This window comes from Micromonospora sp. NPDC092111, from assembly GCF_044755745.1.
Taxonomy (GTDB): Bacteria; Actinomycetota; Actinomycetes; order Mycobacteriales; family Micromonosporaceae; genus Micromonospora.
Genome location: NZ_JBIVRQ010000006.1, coordinates 1 through 17,175 on the forward strand (window position 1 = coordinate 1; position 17,175 = coordinate 17,175).

A 17,175-nucleotide genomic window follows, 5' to 3' on the forward strand; every position below is an offset into this window, starting at 1 on the left:
AGGACACCGACACCAACGACCTACCAGCGCTCAGCGCCTAACAACAACGAGGAATCACGCTCAACCGCAAACACCACGTCCAAGGACTTGACCGTAGCTCACGGACCCTGCGCCGCGGCTCCGAGCGCGAGCAGGCACCGGTTCTACCTGAAGGGCACCGGGACCCCCGCTAAGTTCGTAGAGCCGTCATCCGCCCGAGGCTTCGTCGTCGCCGAAGAGGCTGGGCTGGGCGCTGCTGGTGAACAGGTTCATCGTCACTCCATCCATACTGAGGCTGGCCGGAGGCGCTGGCCCCGCCGAAGCGACCGTTCATGGCCGACCCGGCGGGGCTGGCGCGTGCAAGGCGGGGAGAGTGAACAGCCGCAGGCTGACCAGCGCTAAAGGGTTCCGCTGCTCAGGTGCCTGGTGAACGCCTTCCACGCCGTAGAGGCGAAAATCAGTGCGGGTCCGTTGGGGTCCTTGCTGTCTCGTACTGCGATCACGTCGGGCAGGTTGTCGGCCACCTCGACGCAGTTTCCCTGGTTGCCGCTCCGGGTGCTCTTGCGCCATCTGGCGGATGTCAGATTAACCATGAGTAGATTCTTCCAATACTGACGGTTCGGGGGAACCGCCCGTGATCGTCGCGGCTGTGCCGCTACCGGCAGTAGCCGGTGTCGGCCGGCTACCTCCGGTGGAACAGCCCTTCTGGTTACGGAGTCAGAGTGCCCTCCCGCAGGGCATCAGTGAAGGCCGTCCAACTCCGAGCCGTCACCGCGATCTGACCGCCCTGCGGGTCCTTGCTGTCCCGGACGAAGACCGCGTCCTGGCGGGCGAGCAAGTTCGTCGCCACCTCGACGCAGTCTCCTCCGTTGCCGCTGCGGGTGCTCTTGCGCCACCTGGCGCCAGTCGAGTCAGCCACTCGCGTATCCCTTCTGTGCTTCCCTGATCAATCTTGCCGACGCAGATCGGGTCTGGAGAAGGCCGGGGGATCAGCTCCGACTCGTCCTGAAGGATCGTCCCAGGCGCTGTCCTCAGGCCACCTAGAAACCTAACCAGATCGGCAGGTTGCCGGTCGATACTGCTCGCGCGGTAGTTTGCCGCCCTGTCAGACGCCCTCGGTCTTGAGCCGGCCGCTGCTGTACGGCTGAGCCGGCCGCTCGAAGCAGGCACCAGACACACGGGACTCCACCGTGCGGACGTGGCGGAAGCCCTGCCTGCGGTAGTAGTCGTGCAGCCGGGAGTGCCATACACCGACCCCTGATAGGGGAACTACTCGCCTAGGTTGCGGATCTCTTCGTACAGGTCGTCGGCCGCGCTCGACCCTCGGTATGGCTCGGCGCGAAGCATCGCAGCGAACCGGTCGAGCCGCTTGTTGATCCAGGAGATGTGGCGGTCCGCTGGCAGGTCGAGGATCGGCCGGATGGCGGCGTTAGCGGAGTCGAGGTCCCCGACTTGCAGGAAGGCGGTCCCTTGGTAGATGTGGGCCAGCGCCTCGTCGTCCAAGGACCTGCTCTCCGGAGGCTCCTCTGCCCACAGCGCGATCGCCCGCCCCGCCTCTCGGGCAGCTCGTTCCGCGTCCGCCCCACCCGCCAGCCAAATCAGGCTGCTCCCCGCGTAGTAGTGCTGTTTCGCAACGGAGAAGCCGAAAAGACCCTCCACCGAGTCCGTGCTGGCAAGCTCTTCCCGTTCCGCCAGAGCTAGGTCAAGGGTGTGGTTCGCGCCTGTGGAGTCGCCGAGGTTGGCATGGCACTGAGCTACGCCGCACAGCAGCCGTATCCGGCCGGTGCCCCTTGCCTTGTAGCGCAGTCCGTCGTGCACGTAGTCCAGGGCGTGGGCGTAGTCGCCACGAAAACGCGCGATCAGGCTTTGGGTGCCGCGCGTCCACGAGCGCAACTCGTTGTCTCCAGCGTGTTCCGCGCAGGTCCAAGCGGCCTCTGCGTGGGTCATGGCTGCGTCGGCACTCCCCAGGTCAAGGGCGGCGTATGCCAGGACGCCTTGCAACCTGCCCAGCAGGACGTAGAGATCCTTGAGTTCGTGCGGGGCGTAGTGGCGGTCGCGCAGCCGTTGCAGGATCTCGCCACGCAGCTCGACGGCATCTTGCAGCATCGGGCTGGGTGACGCTCCGAGGTAGGCGACCGCCAGTCCGTCCACGCCATCGCTGATCTGGGCTAGGTCGTGACGCTCTTCGGCGGCGGTGAGCAGCCGGAGTGAGTCCTTGACGGAGGCCGTCAGCAGTCTGCCCATCCGCTCGGTCTTGTGTCGCTCGTCGGCCTCATCCTGCCAAGCCTCGATGAGGTTGCCACGCGCGCCGAAAGCCTGATCGGCTCGCTCTGCGAACTGTCGGTCCGGGAACTTCTCGCTCTGCTCCACCTTGCCGATGTAACCACGGTTGTAGGTGATGCGCTCCGCGAGATCACGCAGTGACCAGGCGCGCTCGGCCCGCATGCGCCGTAGTTGAGCGCCGAACGACGGTAGTGCTCGACTCGGCATCTGACGGCCTGCCGGTACCGGTTGTGTGATGCTCGGCGAAGCTGCCACGTATAGCCTCATCCACTGTCGTCCACTCGCATTAGTTGATCTTGAACGGAGCCCAATCAGAACCGACGATTACACGATCAGCGTTCAAAGGCGAGGCGCTAGGTAGTTGAACAGGTCTTTCATGCTTCGGACGACGAGGTCTGCACCGGCATCGAGTAAAGAGGTTGGCGCTGCTAGGTAGCCGCTACGGGCGTACGTCTGAAGTGATCGTCGCGGCTGTGCAGCTACCGGAAGTAGCCGGTGTCGGCCAGCTACTTCCGGTAGGACAGCCCTTCTGGTTACGGAGTCAGAGTGCCCTCCCGCAGGGCATCAGTGAAGGCCGTCCAACTCCGAGCCGTCACGGCCTGCAACATCGGACTCTCGTCTAGGAGGTGCGCTGTGCCGTGACGAATTCGGCCACGGACGCCGCCTTGCAGGCATGGGGCTGCATACGGCGAGTCAGCCCGGCGAAGCGGAGCGAGAGTCTGCCGGAGCGGATGTCGCCGGCGGCTTCTGTCGCTGCGAGTGCGATGCGGCCGGCTTCGTCGAACTCACCGGCATACAGCAGCGCCTCGGCCAGGCTGAGTTGGTCGAGGGCCCGGTTGCGGGCCAGGGACACACCACGCAGGTCCAGGGCCTGGTTGAGTCGTTCGATTGCCGTCTCGGCGTACCGGTTGTTGGTACGCGCCAGGTCCGTGTAGGCAGCGCCGGTGAGGCTGTAAAGCTCTGCCTCCGTGACGTGCTGGGCTGCCCAGTTGGGTGCGCCGGTGCTGTCGACACGGGTGAACGCCTCCTCGGCGTCGCCCACGGCGCGGCGAACCATGTCGGCGTCACCGACCTGCGCGTACGCCCACGCGCGGATGCACGACTGGTTGGCGCAGTCACCGGGGGTGAACAGGTCACCGGCGCGCTTGGCGGCTGCGTCCAGCAGCGACAGTGTCTTTTCGGGACGGCGTAGCTCGATGTTGTGGCCAGCCATCCGGACCACGGTGTGGCCGCCCAGCGCCGTGTTGCCGGCGGCGGTGGCAGCGGACAGGGCGAGCCGGGCGTGCTCGTCTGCGCTGCGGTGGTCTCCGATGTCGCGGGCGATGTATGCGCCGAGCCCGGCGAGGTCGGCGATCGCGGCGAGCAGCGCGGTGCGAACCTTCGGCTCGGAGGCGGCACCATGCATCGCGGCGGCCCGCTCAAGTAACTGCGCGGCCGGTTGCTGTACCGCTGCACCGCCGTGTCGGGAGACCCAGCCACGGTACAACGCGGTGGTCTCGGCGATGTCGGTTACGTGATCCATGCCGATCCTGCGGGGAGTGGCCCCCGATGCGAGAGGCCAACCAGCCACTGCCATGCCGGCCACGCTGAGAGCCTGAAGTACCGTCCGCCGCCGCACGTCCTCACTACCCTCCTGGTCTTCGCCCATCAAGGCTGAGAGTGCACCGTCGACACAGAGGGCCTGGTCCAGGCCGGGCCGTACCTTGGTCATGCGTTACCGCTACCGCCGTCGGCCGGGGCCGCCGTTATTGTGGAGGCTGCACGCTGCCGCAAGTAGCCGGTTTCCGTCGGCTACTTGCGGCAGGAGCGCAGTCCGACGAGCGGCAGGTAGGACGAGCGTCGGCCGCCTACGGAGTGTTGCTGCTGCCCAGGCTTGCGGTGAACGCCTTCCACGACGCGGGCGCGAAGGCCAGGACCGGCCCGTTCGGGTCCTTGCTGTCTCGCACGGCTACAACGCTGTGCAGGTTGTCGGCCACCTCGACGCAGTCTCCCTGGTTGCCGCTGCGGGTGCTCTTGCGCCATATGGCGGATGTCAGATCAACCATGAGTTGATTTCTCCAATACTGACGGTGCGGCCCCAGGCGGACAGACCAGGTCTCGTGGGGGACCGCCCGTGATCGTCGTGGCTGTGCAGCTACCGGAAGTAGCCGGTGTCGGCCGGCTACTTCCGGTAGGACAGCCCTTCTGGTTACGGAGTCAGAGTGCCCTCCCGCAGGGCATCAGTGAAGGCCGTCCAACTCCGAGCCGTCACCGCGATCTGGCCGCCCTGCGGGTCCTTGCTGTCCCGGACGAAGACCGCGTCCTGGCGGGCGAGCAAGTTCGTCGCCACCTCGACGCAGTTTCCTCCGTTGCCGCTGCGGGTGCTCTTGCGCCACTTGGCGCCAGTCGAGTCAGCCACTCGCGTATCCCTTCTGTGCTTCCTTGATCAATCTTGTTGACGCGGCCTGGTTCAGGGCGCGTTTCTCCAGGTCAGCCCACGCCAACCGGTAGGCGTTGACCTCGTCGGGCTTGTTCAGGTACATCGCACCGGTCAGTGTCTCGGCGTAGGCGAGCGGGGGTTCGAGGGGGTCTCCGAAGTCGTTGGTCGGGAAGTCCAGGATGGTGAACGGGCCGCAGGCGGCCATGCCGCTGTGCACGCCCGCCGAGAACGGAACGACGCGGACCGTCACGTTCGCCTTGACCCCCACCTCCAGCAGGTGGGCCATCTGTGCGGCCATCGCCGTGTTGCCACCGACCGGGCGGTGTAGCACCGCCTGGTTGAGGACGACCTGGAGGTGCGGCGCACGGGGGCGGGTGAGCAGCGACTGTCGCTCGATGCGGACCTGGACGCGGCGGTTGATCTCGTCCTCTTCGAGATAGCCCGGTGGCACCCGAGCGACCTGTTCGGCGTAGGTGGGGGTCTGGAGCAGGCCGGGGATCAGCTCTGACTCGTACTGGAGAATCGTCTCGGCGCTGTCCTCCAACGTCACGTACAGCCCGAACCAGGTCGGCAGGGCAGTCTCCGTGTAGTCGTGCCACCAGCTCTTGCGTCGGCCGTTGCGGGTCTCGGCGGTCAGGGCGAGCAGGACCTTGGTGTCATGCTCCCCGGCCCCGTAGATGTCGAGCAACGCTTTGACGTCTACGTCGCGAAAGCGGACGTTCTCGTGGCCCTCTTCCCACCGGGCAATGGTCGTCCGGCCCTTCTGGAGTTGCTCTGCCGCTTGTTCTTGCGTCAGCCGTGCGTGCTTCCGCAGCGCCTCCAGACGACGGCCGATGTGGCGGCGCAGCAATGCCGAGCCCACTGTTTCAGACACCAGCCCACCCTCTCCTCACTTTGGGCGTGCGCTACGCCCAATTAAAACACCCATTCGGAGCGCAGTCGCGGTGGGCGTACCCCTCGTAGCCTGCCCAAACGCTGCGCCTTGCATCAGTGACAGCCCGTTAAATCTCTCCCTATTGGGTGGTTGTCTTTTGGGCATGCCCAAAGTGTAATGAACAGGCACGGGGGCCTGGTAGCCGCTGAACGGGTTGTAGATCGCCGGCTGTCGGATCAAGCGGAGGTAGCAGAGCCTTCCCGGATCGGCGACTGAGCGCGTGTGGGACGTGTCCCATCCACGAGCCGGGCGCAGGGGTCGTACCCGATCCCCCAATGGGGGACGGTCCCTGCGCCCTCTGGTCGGGAGTACAGGGCCGGCTTCCCGGACGGCCACCTTGTTGATTCCACATAGGAGGTGATGGCGTTGACCCGCATCAAGTGGTTCGTTCCTCGGGACGGGCATGCGTACCGGCCGTTCGGCATCGATCGGGAGGGCGCGGCCACGCTCTACGGCCACCGTGGCGGCTGGACCCGGCCCGACGAGGCGACCGCCCAGGACGTGGCGCGCGGCAACCGCCGTTTCTGGGCCAGTCTCGACCTCCCGGGGAAGGCCGCGAACAGTCTGCGGCCCCGCCGGTGGCGCTGGTGGCCGGGCGCATGACCGGCGGTCTTCCCGCGCCCCGGGTCGAACCCGGTACCCTGCTGCAACTCGACGGCGGCGACTGGTCCTTCGGCCGTGACCTCACGCCCGGAGTCCACGTCGATGTCGTCCTGGTCCGGCTCCGCACCGACCTCGCGCACCTCAGCGACGAGTGGATGTGGGTCCTCGGCCACCGGCCCCAGTGCGAGTACCCGCACGTGGAGCAGCACCCGCCCTGCATGGAACTGCGCGTCAGCGTCGCCGCGCTGCGTCGTTACGGCCGGAAACGATGACCGGCACCGACGAGAGCGACCACCCCGGCGACCGCTTCGACTCGGCCCGCAGGACGGTCCTGCGCCACCTCGCCGGCACCTGCTTCGAGTGCCGCGACGGCGGGTGCGCGCAGCACCGGTGGGCGGTGGCGGAGTTGCGTCAGCACCCTGCCGGCCGTGACCTCCTCCGCAGTCATGGCCTCCGCACTCCATCAGACGACTCGACCCAGGAAGGCCAGCAGCGGTGAACACCTCCCCTGCCGTCGGCGACGAGAGCACCCGACCCGCCCGTCACGAACCCGCCCCGTCCCACCGGCCGGCCCGTGCGGTCGTCGCCGCCACCCGTGCGCCGCTGCGGATCGCCGACGACTTCTATTTCCTGGCCCACCACGATCGGACCGGGCAGCCCCGCCTGTTCGGCACCGCGCTGTCCCTCGGGCTGGCGGCCGGGCTGCTGATGGAGCTGCACTACGCCGGCCGGATCAGCTTCTCGCAGGGCCGTGTGCACGTCTGGCGTGACGGCCCCACCCCGACGGACTGGCTGCAACACAGGATCCTCGACCGGATGCTCGCCGAGCCGCAGCACACCACGACCCGGGTGTGGCTGTCGTATCTCGCCACCACCGCCGGCGAGCAGGTCGCCCAACGCATGGCCCAGGCGGGCCTGCTCCAGGAGCAGACGCTCGGCCCGTGGTGGCGACGGCGCACCGGGTACGTGCCGACGGACATGAACACCGCCGCCTGGCCCTGGGCCCGGCTGTCCCAACAGCTACGCAACCACCGCGACCTCTACGAGCACGACGTCCTGCTGGCCGGGCTCGTGCTGCACACCCAACTGGACACGGCGCTACTCGACGGAGCCCCCTGGGCCGCCCGCGAGCGGCTGCGCTGTCTGGTCGAGCAACTGTGGCCGAAGTGGCACGGGCTGCTCGCCGAACTCGGCGCGGCCGTGGGCGCGGCGGTCCTGAGCCACCGCACCTCCTGAGCGCCCCCGGAACGTCCGGCCGCCCGGACATCCCCCACCCACCTGCTCGGAAAGAAGGCCCATGTCCCACCCGCAACCCGACAGCATCTCGGCGGCCCTGGCGCGCGGCCGACTCGGCATCCCCTCCGTCGTGTTCTTCGTGATCGCCGCCGCCGCGCCGCTGACCGTCGTCGCCGGTGGCGCGACCACCGGGTACGCCGTCACCGGCGTCACCGGCATTCCGGTGTCGTACCTTGTGGTCGCCGCCGTGCTCGCGCTGTTCGCGGTCGGCTATGTGGCGATGTCCCGGCGCATCGTCAACGCCGGCGCGTTCTACACCTACGTCACGCGGGGCCTCGGCCGCCCGGCCGGCGTCGCCGCCGCGATGGTCGCGCTGCTGGCCTACAACGCGATGCAGATCGGCCTGTACGGCGGCTTCGGCGCGGTCCTGGCCCAGTTCCTCCACGACCGGTACGGGTGGGACGTCGCCTGGTGGGTGTGCGCCCTGGCCGGCTGGGTGGCGGTGGCGGTCCTCGGGGTGCTGCGCGTCGACCTCAACGGCAGGGTCCTCGCCGTCATGCTGATCGCCGAGTGCGCCGTCGTGGTCGTCTTCGACGCCGTCCTGGTCGCCCACGCCGCCGCCGGCGGCGTCACCGTCGACACCCTCGCCCCGTCGCACGTCTTCGCCGCCGGTATCGGTGCCGCGCTGGTCACCGCGATCACCGGGTTCGTCGGATTCGAAGGCACCGTCGTGTTCTCCGAGGAGACCAGGGACCCCCGCCGTACCGTCGCCCGCGCCACGTACCTCGCGGTGGCGGTCACCGGCCTGCTGTACGGCCTGTCCGCGTGGGCGATGTCGGTGGCCACCGGCCCCGACCGGATCGTAGACGCCGCCCGCGCCGACGGCACGGACCTGATCTTCAACCTGGTGTCCCCGCACCTCGGCGCGGGCGTCGTGACCATCGGCCGGGTCCTGTTCATCACCAGCCTGTTCGCGGCCCTGCTCAGCTTCCACCACACCGTGGCCCGCTACCTGTTCGCCCTCGGCCGCGAACGGGTCGTCCCCGCCATGTTCGGCCGGACCAGCCGGCGCACCGGAGCGCCGAAGGTCGGCTCGATGACGCAGAGCGCCGTCGCGGTGGCCATCCTCGTCGGCTACGCCGCAGCCGACGCCGACCCCGTCGTCCACCTGTTCTTCTGGGTCACCGTCACCGGTGGGCTCGGCGTCCTGATCCTGATGACCGCCACCTCGGCCTCCGTCGTCGGCTTCTTCGCCCGGACCACCCACCGTGAGGGCCGGTGGCGGGCCACGGTCGCACCACTGACCGCCGCGCTGGCGCTGGGCGCGATCCTCGCCGCCACCATCCGCGAGTTCGACACCCTCCTCGGCGTCGCCCCCCACTCACCGCTGCGCTGGCTGTTCCCCGCCGCCTACGCCGTCACCGCGCTACTCGGCGCGGTCTGGGCGCTGACCCTGCGCGCCACGAAACCGGACGTCTACCAGGCGATCGGGCTCGGCGCGGACAGCCACACCCGACCCCTGCGAAGCCCCGACCCGATCCGCCAACCGGCCTGACCCGGCAGGAGACCCCATGACCCAGACCAGAAACCGGGTGACCGTACGCCCGGCAACCCACGACGACGCCGGCCCCCTGATCTCCGTGCTGGCCGAGGCGTTCGTCGACGGACCGGTCGCCGACTGGCTGATCCCCGACCCCGACGACCGGCGTGCCGTCTACCACCGCTACTTCAGGAAGGTGCTGCTCCACGGCCTGGCGCACGGCGAGGTCGACACCACCGCCGACCTCGCGGCCGTCGCGATCTGGTATCCCCGCCCCGAACGCCCGTCGGGCATCCCAGCCGAGCACCTGGCGGCCCTGGAACAGGCCACCGGGGTCTACGCGCCGAAGTTCACCCTCCTGGACGCGATGTTCGAGGCGTTCCACCCGCAGGAGCCGCACCACCACCTCGCCTACCTCGCCGTCTGTCCCGAGCGGCAGAACCGAGGCATCGGCACCGCCCTGCTGCGCCACCACCACCGGCAGCTCGACACCCTCGGCGTACCCGCCTACCTTGAGGCCAGCAACACCCGCAACCGCGAGCTGTACCGGCGACTCGGGTACCGGGCCGGCCCACCGCTGATCCTGCCCACGGCAGGGCCGACGATCTGGCGGATGTGGCGCGGCCAACCCAGCGCCGCCGGCCCGGCCGCCTTCCCGGCAACGGGACCACGACCGCGACGGCGGGCCCGGTGAGCGCCGCAGCGGCGACCGCCGCCATCCGGCCCGCGCAGTCCGGCGACGTCGCCACCATCGCGGCCCTGCTGACCGAGGCCGCCGCCGCCGACCCGGTCGCCGCGTGGCTGGTGCCGGACCCGGCCGAGCGGCAGTCCGTCTTCCACGCCCTGCTGGCCATGGAGATCGACCACGCCGTGGAGTGGGGCACCGTCGACGTGCTGCTGGACCTCAGCGGCATCGCCGTCTGGCGTCGGCACCCCGCCCCGGACGGCGCCCTGCTGACCGACCACCACCTGAGCGCCTTCACCGGCCGGGCGCTACCCAGGTTCCGGCAGCTCCACGCGGTGCTCGCCAGCTACACGTCCGCCGCGCCACACCACTGGCTGGCCTGGCTGTACGTCACCCCGGACAGCCGCCGGCAGGGCAGCGCCGGCCGGCTCCTCGCCCATCACCAGCACCGCGTCGACCAACTCGGCTGGCCGGTCTACACGGTGGTGACCACCGAGGCGGCCCGGGACTTCCTGCGCACCCACGGCTACCACGCCGGCCTGCCGCTGCACCTGCCGAGCGGGCCGCGACTCTGGTCGCTCACCCGCAACGGCCGCCCCGCCACCGCACGCCCCGCCCCGCCCGGCTGACCCCGCCGGAGATCGTCCGGCCCAGGTGTCGCCCCACCCGACGCCGCGGCACCTGGGCCGGACCCGGACCGACCCCACCTTCGCCGTACCCGGCTCGGCTCAGCTCACGCTGCCGCGCGGTCGGTGAGTGGGCGGCGACGCAGTGCGGTGTCGGTCAGTGAACGCGGCGGCAGCGGAGCGTTGGGGTTGTACAGGTTGGTTCCGGGCGGCACGATTTCGTCGATCCGGTCGAGGGTCGCTTCGTCCAGGGTGAGTGCGGTGCCCTTGAGGAGTTCCTCCAACTGCGGCATGGTCCGCGGTCCAATAATCGCCGAGGTGACGGCGGCGTGAGCCACAGTGAAGGCTAGGGCGAGCTGCGGGAGGGTGCAGCCGACGTTTTCCGCGAGTTCGACAAGCTGTTCGACGGCGTCGAGCTTGGCGGCGTTCTGCGCGTTCTCGGGATCGAATAGTGCCGGCCGGATGGTGGGGCGGCCGGTTGACAGGTCGATGGGTTGGTTCTTGCGGTACTTGCCGGTGAGGAACCCGAAGGCCAGTGGGCTCCAGACCAGTACCCCCATTCCGTAGCGTTGGCAGACGGGCAGGAGCGAGGTCTCGATTCCGCGGGCCAGTATCGAATATGGCGGCTGCTCGGTGCGGAAGCGTCCGAGGCCGCGACGCTCGGAGACGTGATGCGCTTCCACGATCTCTTCGGCGGGAAACGTCGAGCAGCCGAAGGCGCGGATTTTTCCCTGGTGCACGAGGTCGCTGAGCACCGCGAGGGTCTCCTCGATGTCCGTCGAGTCGTCGGGGCGGTGGACCTGGTAGAGGTCGATCCAGTCGGTGTTCAGCCGCCTGAGGCTGTCCTCGACCGCCTTGAGGATCCACCGCCGCGAGTTGCCGCTGCGATTGCGGCCCTCGCCCATCTTGAAGTGCACTTTGGTGGCGAGTACGACGTCGTCACGGCGTCCCCGCAGCGCCTTTCCCACGATTTCCTCGGACTCACCCTGGCCGTACATGTCGGCGGTGTCGACGAAGTTGATGCCCTGGTCCAGGGCGGCGTGGATGATCCGGACACAATCGTCGTGGTCGGAGTTGCAGCCATCCTGGAACATCATGGTCCCGAGGCAGTAGGTGCTGACTTCGATGCCGGTTCCGCCGAGGGTGCGATAGCGCATGGTGATGCTTCCCTTACTGGTTCAGCCGTGATTGCACAGAGCGACAGAAGCGTCGATCGCACGGGGAACCCTAGGATCTAGAGTCGACTCTAGGTCAAGCCGCTACCCTGAACGGCATGGCTGAGGTCACCACGAATCTGAGCATCGGCCAGGTCGCCGAACGCACCGGCCTGAGCGTGCACGCGTTGCGCTTTTATGAGCACGAGGGCCTTTTCGTCAATGCGGTGCGGCGCGGACCTGGCGGGCGCCGCGTCTTCAGCCACGATGACGTGGACTGGCTCACCGTCTGCATCATCCTGCGCGCCTCCGGCATGCCCCTGCCCGCGCTGCGCCGATACGCCGAACTCGTCAGGCAGGGAGCCGGAAACGAGGCGGAACGACTCGCGCTCATGCGCGAGCACCAAGCGAACGTCACCACCCAGATCGGCAAGCTGACCGAGTGCCTGGACCTGATCAGGTTCAAGGTCGGCGTGTACGAGGACCTTCTCGACCCTGGCAGCGCCGGCGACCACCAGTGTCACGCCCCGATCCCTTCGCCACCGCCGCACCCGACCGAGGTCCAGTCGAGGTAGCCGTCGGGGTCAGGAGTGCCGTCGGTCTCGCCGACGTGCGAAGGCGGTGATCACGGTGCCGGCGAGGACCAGCAGGGTGCCGAGGGCCAGCAGCCAGCCAGGTTCCGGGTCGTTTCCGGTCACCGGTAGGTGACCACCGGACGGACTCGGTTGGGGGGTCGGCGGGGCGGGTGGCTGCGTCGGCACCACCTCGAACGTGACGTCGGTGGATGCCGGCGGTGGGGTGGCGGCCTGGGCGACGCTCGGCCCGCCGGGAGGACCTGCCGTTACCGGCAGGACGCCGGAGATCGTTACGGCCACGGTCAGGGCCAGACCCACGACGGCCGGCCGGAGGAGACTCCTCGGGCCGGCCGTGCGACCGTTTTCGTCCTGCGCCATCATCTGGCCTCCATCCAGCCGGGGTGCCGGGTGTTGCCAACGCCGGATCCGCGCCCGCCGTCCGAGGCCGACAGGGCAGTCCGCTTACGCGCCGGCTCGACCAGCCGCACCAAGGGAACGTGAAAGTTACCCTATGTGGCTTTCAGGGCCTATGAAGGATTTTCAGGTGAAGTGACCGCTTTGGTGGGCATGCTCGTGGGGATGCCGAAGCCCCTGGATCAGGCGACCCGGGCGTTGATCCCGAATCGGCCGCGTCGGCGGACGAGGTACCAGACGAGGACCGCGACGAGCGCCACCAGTGCCGTGCCGACGCCCAGGGACCACGCCACCCAGCGTGACAGGGCGGACTTCACCGGCACCACCTCCGCCGCGACCGGGAGGGTGATCCTCCCGTCCGCGGTGCGCTCCACGGTCCCGCTGTGCAGCGTCAGCCGCGCGTCCCATCGGCCGGCCGGCAGGACCTGGTTGAGCTCCACGCCGACCCGACCACTCTCCCCGGGGAGGATGGTCACGCCCTTCGTCACGCTGAACGGGCCGCCCCGGAGCGCACCCGACTCATGGGTCAGGGACAGGGTGCCGCCCATGTCCAGCGCCCGTCCACCCGTGTTGGTGACCCGTGCCGTGACCATCGGCCACTGCCCGGTGCCCCGTTCCGCCGCCATGCCGTCGATCCGGAAGTCCGTCGGCGGCTCACCACCAGGCCCGATGTCGAGGTACATCCGGATGCCGACCCGGTGGACCTGGCTGATGTTGCCCCCCTCCGTCGGCCGGCTGGTGATCTGCGCCCAGATCGCCCCGTACCGCTCACCCTTCGACGCGGATTTCGGCACTTCGATGCTGAGCTGGACGGGCTCCTTCTCCCCGGGTGGCAGGTCGACGCTGGCCGTCTCCAAGGTCACCCAACTGCTGAGTTCGTTGCCGGCGCGACCCTCGGGGACGGTGAACGCGTTGTCCTTGACCGCCGCGGCCCCGGCGTACAGCTCGACGTGCTGGCGCTCGGCGGAGGTGTTGCGCACCTCGACCCGCCGGTGGATGGTCGCACCCGGCTTCAGGTGATCCACGATGTACGACCGCGCCCGAGGATCCTCGACCCGGGCGACCGGAATGTCCAGGAGTTGGAGACCCAGCCCCGCCACGTCGTCTTCCCGCTGGTGTCGCTCCCCGCGTACGGCGCCGGCTGGTGCCGCCGGCACTCCGAACGCCAGGACGGCGACGGAGGCCAGCAGCACCAGCCGACGGGCGGGGTCAGAGCACCGAATGTGTCACCGTCCCGGTGTAGACACCACCGACGGCACCCGAAGGAATCGCGACCTCCACGGTGGGATTCCAGGAAGCGAAGTTGCTGCCGGTGCCACCGGTGTGGCTGAACGCCGTACGGGGAACGTTGATGATCTGCGCGTCGGCTGCCGTCGGCTGGCCAGGCGTGAAGGTGCCGTCGCCCGAGGTGGCGGTGGCGGGCCCGGACCAGTAGGTGACGTTGATGCTCGGAATGGTCTCCGACGCGGTGCCGCCACCCGTGACGAAGTCGGTGGAGATGACGCTGGCGGTCCAGTTCGGGGTCAGCGACGCCCGCTGGTCCAACACGGTCACGGACCCCAACTGCCCGGACACCGTACTGCCCTCTGTCCCGGTACCCAGGTTGGCCGACGCGGGAACCGTGATCGTGAGACCACCCGCACCGACAACGGTGAGGGTGACGATCGTGTCTCCCGGGGCGGCAGCCGCCGGCGTGGCGAACCCCGCGGCCAACGCGACGCCGGCCAGGGCGACGGGGAGAAGCTTCTTCCTCACGGAACCTCCTGCAATGCGAGTAATGGTCACTACGTGCGCTTAAGAGACTACTGACCGGAATGGGAGGAGAAGCGAGGAATGAGGGGATTTGAGGTTTGGCTCGGTGAGGCCCTTGCCGCGTGGTATGCGGCGTCCGCCGCGCTGCCCCGAGATGCTGGTGGACCGCCGTACCCTCACCCGTGATCGTCGAACGCCGGCCGTTGGCCGCACAGCGGTGCGATGCCGTCGAGCATGCGTTGCATCCCGAACTCGAACAGGGTGTCGAGGGTGAGATCCACGTCGTCGCGCGCGGACATGCGGGCCAGGATGGGGAAGGATCCGCTGCGTAGCGTGGCGGCGAGCGTGTCGCTCTGGGTGGGTAGCCATTCGTCGTCGGTGAGGCCGGTGTCCTGTTCGGCCTCGGCCTCCCGTTGCAGGTCGACGGCGGTGCCGCGGACGAAGTTGGCGACGGTGGCGGCCACGTGGATGAGTGCGGTGGGGTCCAGCCCCCGGTCGGCCACCGCCCGCATGGTCCATTCAGTGTGGGCGATGGCGTGCGGCGTCAGCAGGGGCCTGGTGAATGACACGACGTGGGCGAGCCACGGGTGTCGCCGGTACATCCTCCAGTGGGTACGGCAGAGCAGCTCCAACTTGGCGCGCCAGTCCCCGGTCGGCCGGGCGGGGAGGGGATGTTCCGCGAACGCCGCGTCGGCCATGAGCGTGACGAGGTGGTCTTTGCCGCGTACGTGGCGGTAGAGGGCCATGGTGGCGACATCCAGCTCGTTGGCGATGCGACGCATCGTGGTGGCCCCGAGGCCGTCAGTGCCGGCGATCGCGGTGGCGGTGCGCACGATCTGATCCTGGAAGGGCTCGGCGTCACTGGCGTCGCAATGCCCTACCGGCCGTGGGTTGCCGGTCCGGCGCGCGCGCCGTGCGGCGACGACCGTGCCGACGCCGGGTACGGCTTCGGTGAGCCCCTCGTGCCGGAGCGCGGCGAGCGCCTTGCTGGCGGTGGCCATCGCCACGCCCCACTCCCGGACGAGTTGCCGGGTGGAGGGCAGGCGGTCGCCCGGACGGAGTTCACCGGCGGCGATGCGGCTACGAAGTGCCGCGGTGATACGTGCGGACGCTGGCCCGGCCTCGCTCGATTTCACGCCGTCTCCGTCCAGTTGCACTAGTGCGCCAGAGCGCCGCCCAGCCTAGCGCCCCGGTGCACTAGTGCTGTGGTTGCGGACGTTGTTCGGTGTCCGGATGCTCGGTTCCGGAACGCGTACGGCGTTCACAACGAGATCGGAGGCGCACGTGGACAGGTCGAGAAAGCGGTGGTGGGCCGTCGCGGCCGTCGTCGTCGCGGCACTTGTTCCAGTGGGGACCGCGGTGGCCGGTACGAGTGGGGCGGCGCATCGGCCGGACGTGGTACGCACCACGGACGGGTTGGTGCGGGGCACAGTGGCGGTGGACCACCGGTCGTTCCTCGGCATCCCGTACGCGGCTGCGCCGGTCGGCGAGCTGCGCTGGCGGTCACCACGTCCGGCGGCGGCGTGGAGCGCCACCCGGGACGCCACCCGGCCGGGGCCGGGGTGTGCTCAACCGGCCGGCATGCCGATGGATCGGCCCAGCATCGCCGAGGACTGCCTGTACCTGAATGTCACCACCCCGCCCGTCCGCTCCGCCGGGGAATCGCTGCCGGTGCTGGTGTGGCTCCATGGTGGACACTTCTTCCTCGGTCAGGGTGACACCTGGGGTGGGCGCGGATTGGCGGCCCAGGGTGACGTCGTCGTGGTGACGCTGAACTACCGCCTCGGTGCGCTCGGTTTCCTGACCCACCCCGACGTGGGCGGGTCCGGCAACTTCGGGCTGGAGGACCAGCAAGCGGCGTTGCGGTGGGTGCGGGCCAACGTGGCCGCGTTCGGTGGTGATCCGCGCAACGTCACCCTGGCGGGGCAGTCGGCAGGTGCCACCAGCGTCTGCGCCCACCTGGCCGCGCCGGGCTCCGCCGGGCTGTTCCACCGCGCGATCCTGCAGAGCAACTCGTGCAGCACCCCGTTGCGTACCCGCGAAGAAGCGACGGCCGGCGCGGACGCGCTCATCGCGGCGGTCGGCTGCGACGGGGACGCCGCCTGCCTGCGCGACCGGTCGGCGCAGGAATTGGTCGAGGCGGCCGGCTATCCCAGCCAGTCGGCGTGGGAAGCCGGCCCGGTCGGTGGCGGGTCGGTGCTGCCGGTGGATCCGGCCGACGCGGTCGCCACGGGCCGGTTCCATCGGGTACCGGTACTCGTCGGCGTCACCCGGGACGAGTACCGCGCGCAGGTGTGGGGCATGGAGCGCACCGGCATGCTCTGCGCACCGGAACAGGCGATGCCCTGCCCCCTGACTGCCCGGCAGTACCGGGAGCAGATCGAGGCCGCGTTCGGGGCCCGCGCGCCCCGGGTGTTCGCCCGCTACCCGGTGGCCGCATCCGGGACGCCGTCGGAGGCGCTGTCCGCAGCCATGACCGACTTCCAGTACGCGCGGCCGGTGCTGGACACCGCAGCGGTGCTCAGCCGGTACGTGCCCACGTACATGTACGAGTTCGCCGACCAGGATGCCCCGTTCTTCACCGAGGCGGCTGCGGTGAGCTTCCCGACCGGCGCGTATCACACCGCCGAGTTGCCGTACCTGTTCACCGTCGGCTACGTGCGGCCGTTCACCGCCGCGCAGCAGCGACTGTCCGAGGTGATGGTCGGCTACTGGACCGGGTTCGCGCGGACCGGTGATCCCAACCGGCAGGGGTTGCCGTCCTGGACCCGGTTCGACGGCCGATCCGGCTACGTGCAGCGGCTCGTCACCGGGCAGGGCGGCATCGGCCGCACCGACTTCACCCGCGAGCACCACCTCGCGTTCTGGCGATCTGCGGCGTTTATGGCGTTATCGCAGATGTGACACCTGTGTCTGTTTTAGCCTTTCGGCGATTGGACGTGTTGAAGAACGCCTCTGCGACTTTCGCTCGCTTC

The 17,175-nt window shown here is 69.2% G+C and carries 20 protein-coding genes and 1 pseudogene; 9 read left to right on the forward strand and 12 right to left on the reverse strand.

Going from position 1 to position 17,175, the window contains the following annotated elements; genetic code table 11:
* Window positions 1-377: 377 nt before the first annotated feature.
* From ACIQG9_RS14380 to ACIQG9_RS14415, 8 genes and pseudogenes are all read right to left on the reverse strand, one after another.
* The gene (locus ACIQG9_RS14380) at window positions 378-572 is read right to left on the reverse strand and encodes a DUF397 domain-containing protein (RefSeq protein WP_400401719.1); all 195 of its coding nucleotides are present in this window, start codon (window positions 570-572) and stop codon (window positions 378-380) included.
* 116 nt (window positions 573-688) lie between these two features.
* Complete coding sequence (locus ACIQG9_RS14385) at window positions 689-898, reverse strand: DUF397 domain-containing protein (protein WP_400401721.1); 210 nt, start codon at window positions 896-898, stop codon at window positions 689-691.
* 186 nt (window positions 899-1,084) lie between these two features.
* A pseudogene (locus ACIQG9_RS14390) lies at window positions 1,085-1,216 on the reverse strand (GCN5 family acetyltransferase); the annotation flags it as partial.
* A 32-nt stretch (window positions 1,217-1,248) separates the two neighbouring features.
* Window positions 1,249-2,529, reverse strand: coding sequence for a multiprotein-bridging factor 1 family protein (locus ACIQG9_RS14395; RefSeq protein ID WP_400401723.1), 1,281 nt, complete (start codon window positions 2,527-2,529; stop codon window positions 1,249-1,251).
* Window positions 2,530-2,881: 352 nt separating this feature from the next.
* Entirely contained in the window at window positions 2,882-3,784 is a 903-nt protein-coding gene (locus ACIQG9_RS14400) for a hypothetical protein (RefSeq protein WP_400401725.1), read from the reverse strand.
* Between the two features lie 325 nt (window positions 3,785-4,109).
* The gene (locus tag ACIQG9_RS14405; protein ID WP_400401727.1) at window positions 4,110-4,307 is read right to left on the reverse strand and encodes a DUF397 domain-containing protein; all 198 of its coding nucleotides are present in this window, start codon (window positions 4,305-4,307) and stop codon (window positions 4,110-4,112) included.
* Between the two features lie 143 nt (window positions 4,308-4,450).
* Window positions 4,451-4,660, reverse strand: a complete 210-nt coding sequence (locus ACIQG9_RS14410; protein WP_400401729.1) for a DUF397 domain-containing protein — start codon at window positions 4,658-4,660, stop codon at window positions 4,451-4,453.
* Window positions 4,653-5,555: a helix-turn-helix domain-containing protein gene (locus tag ACIQG9_RS14415; protein ID WP_400401732.1), complete on the reverse strand. Its 903-nt coding sequence runs from the start codon at window positions 5,553-5,555 to the stop codon at window positions 4,653-4,655. The genes ACIQG9_RS14410 and ACIQG9_RS14415 overlap by 8 nt, the downstream gene beginning before the upstream one ends.
* Before the next feature lie 426 nt (window positions 5,556-5,981).
* Between ACIQG9_RS14415 and ACIQG9_RS14420 the strand changes: the two genes are divergently transcribed.
* The 7 genes from ACIQG9_RS14420 to ACIQG9_RS14450 all read left to right on the forward strand — a co-directional run bounded on the left by ACIQG9_RS14420 (window position 5,982) and on the right by ACIQG9_RS14450 (window position 10,308).
* On the forward strand, window positions 5,982-6,218 hold the full coding sequence (locus ACIQG9_RS14420; RefSeq protein WP_400401735.1) for a hypothetical protein: 237 nt from the start codon (window positions 5,982-5,984) through the stop codon (window positions 6,216-6,218).
* Entirely contained in the window at window positions 6,215-6,490 is a 276-nt protein-coding gene (locus ACIQG9_RS14425) for a hypothetical protein (RefSeq protein WP_400401737.1), read from the forward strand. Before ACIQG9_RS14420 ends, ACIQG9_RS14425 begins: the two co-directional genes overlap by 4 nt.
* The gene (locus ACIQG9_RS14430) at window positions 6,487-6,717 is read left to right on the forward strand and encodes a hypothetical protein (RefSeq protein WP_400401739.1); all 231 of its coding nucleotides are present in this window, start codon (window positions 6,487-6,489) and stop codon (window positions 6,715-6,717) included. Before ACIQG9_RS14425 ends, ACIQG9_RS14430 begins: the two co-directional genes overlap by 4 nt.
* Entirely contained in the window at window positions 6,714-7,454 is a 741-nt protein-coding gene (locus ACIQG9_RS14435) for a GPP34 family phosphoprotein (protein ID WP_400401741.1), read from the forward strand. Before ACIQG9_RS14430 ends, ACIQG9_RS14435 begins: the two co-directional genes overlap by 4 nt.
* 61 nt (window positions 7,455-7,515) lie before the next feature.
* On the forward strand, window positions 7,516-9,009 hold the full coding sequence (locus tag ACIQG9_RS14440) for an APC family permease (RefSeq protein WP_400401743.1): 1,494 nt from the start codon (window positions 7,516-7,518) through the stop codon (window positions 9,007-9,009).
* 16 nt (window positions 9,010-9,025) lie between these two features.
* Window positions 9,026-9,688: a GNAT family N-acetyltransferase gene (locus ACIQG9_RS14445; RefSeq protein ID WP_400401746.1), complete on the forward strand. Its 663-nt coding sequence runs from the start codon at window positions 9,026-9,028 to the stop codon at window positions 9,686-9,688.
* Window positions 9,685-10,308, forward strand: coding sequence for a hypothetical protein (locus ACIQG9_RS14450; RefSeq protein ID WP_400401749.1), 624 nt, complete (start codon window positions 9,685-9,687; stop codon window positions 10,306-10,308). Before ACIQG9_RS14445 ends, ACIQG9_RS14450 begins: the two co-directional genes overlap by 4 nt.
* 104 nt (window positions 10,309-10,412) lie before the next feature.
* Here the strand turns inward: ACIQG9_RS14450 and ACIQG9_RS14455 are convergent, their stop codons facing one another.
* Window positions 10,413-11,462, reverse strand: coding sequence for an aldo/keto reductase (locus ACIQG9_RS14455; protein ID WP_400401752.1), 1,050 nt, complete (start codon window positions 11,460-11,462; stop codon window positions 10,413-10,415).
* A gap of 116 nt (window positions 11,463-11,578) precedes the next feature.
* Between ACIQG9_RS14455 and ACIQG9_RS14460 the strand changes: the two genes are divergently transcribed.
* Window positions 11,579-12,034 carry a MerR family transcriptional regulator gene (locus tag ACIQG9_RS14460; protein ID WP_400401754.1) on the forward strand — a complete coding sequence of 152 codons (456 nt, stop codon included), beginning with the start codon at window positions 11,579-11,581 and terminating at the stop codon, window positions 12,032-12,034.
* Window positions 12,035-12,630: 596 nt separating this feature from the next.
* On the opposite strand, the gene ACIQG9_RS14465 is transcribed toward ACIQG9_RS14460, so the two are convergent.
* The 3 genes from ACIQG9_RS14465 to ACIQG9_RS14475 form a co-directional block, all read right to left on the reverse strand.
* On the reverse strand, window positions 12,631-13,641 hold the full coding sequence (locus ACIQG9_RS14465; RefSeq protein ID WP_400401757.1) for a hypothetical protein: 1,011 nt from the start codon (window positions 13,639-13,641) through the stop codon (window positions 12,631-12,633).
* Between the two features lie 16 nt (window positions 13,642-13,657).
* A complete protein-coding gene (locus tag ACIQG9_RS14470; RefSeq protein ID WP_400401759.1) occupies window positions 13,658-14,203 on the reverse strand; it encodes a hypothetical protein in 546 nt (181 codons plus the stop codon).
* A 173-nt stretch (window positions 14,204-14,376) separates the two neighbouring features.
* Window positions 14,377-15,357, reverse strand: a complete 981-nt coding sequence (locus tag ACIQG9_RS14475; protein WP_400401761.1) for a TetR/AcrR family transcriptional regulator C-terminal domain-containing protein — start codon at window positions 15,355-15,357, stop codon at window positions 14,377-14,379.
* 76 nt (window positions 15,358-15,433) lie between these two features.
* On the opposite strand from ACIQG9_RS14475, the gene ACIQG9_RS14480 reads away from it, so the two are divergent.
* Complete coding sequence (locus ACIQG9_RS14480; protein ID WP_400401764.1) at window positions 15,434-17,104, forward strand: carboxylesterase/lipase family protein; 1,671 nt, start codon at window positions 15,434-15,436, stop codon at window positions 17,102-17,104.
* The last annotated feature ends 71 nt before the right edge of the window (window positions 17,105-17,175 follow it).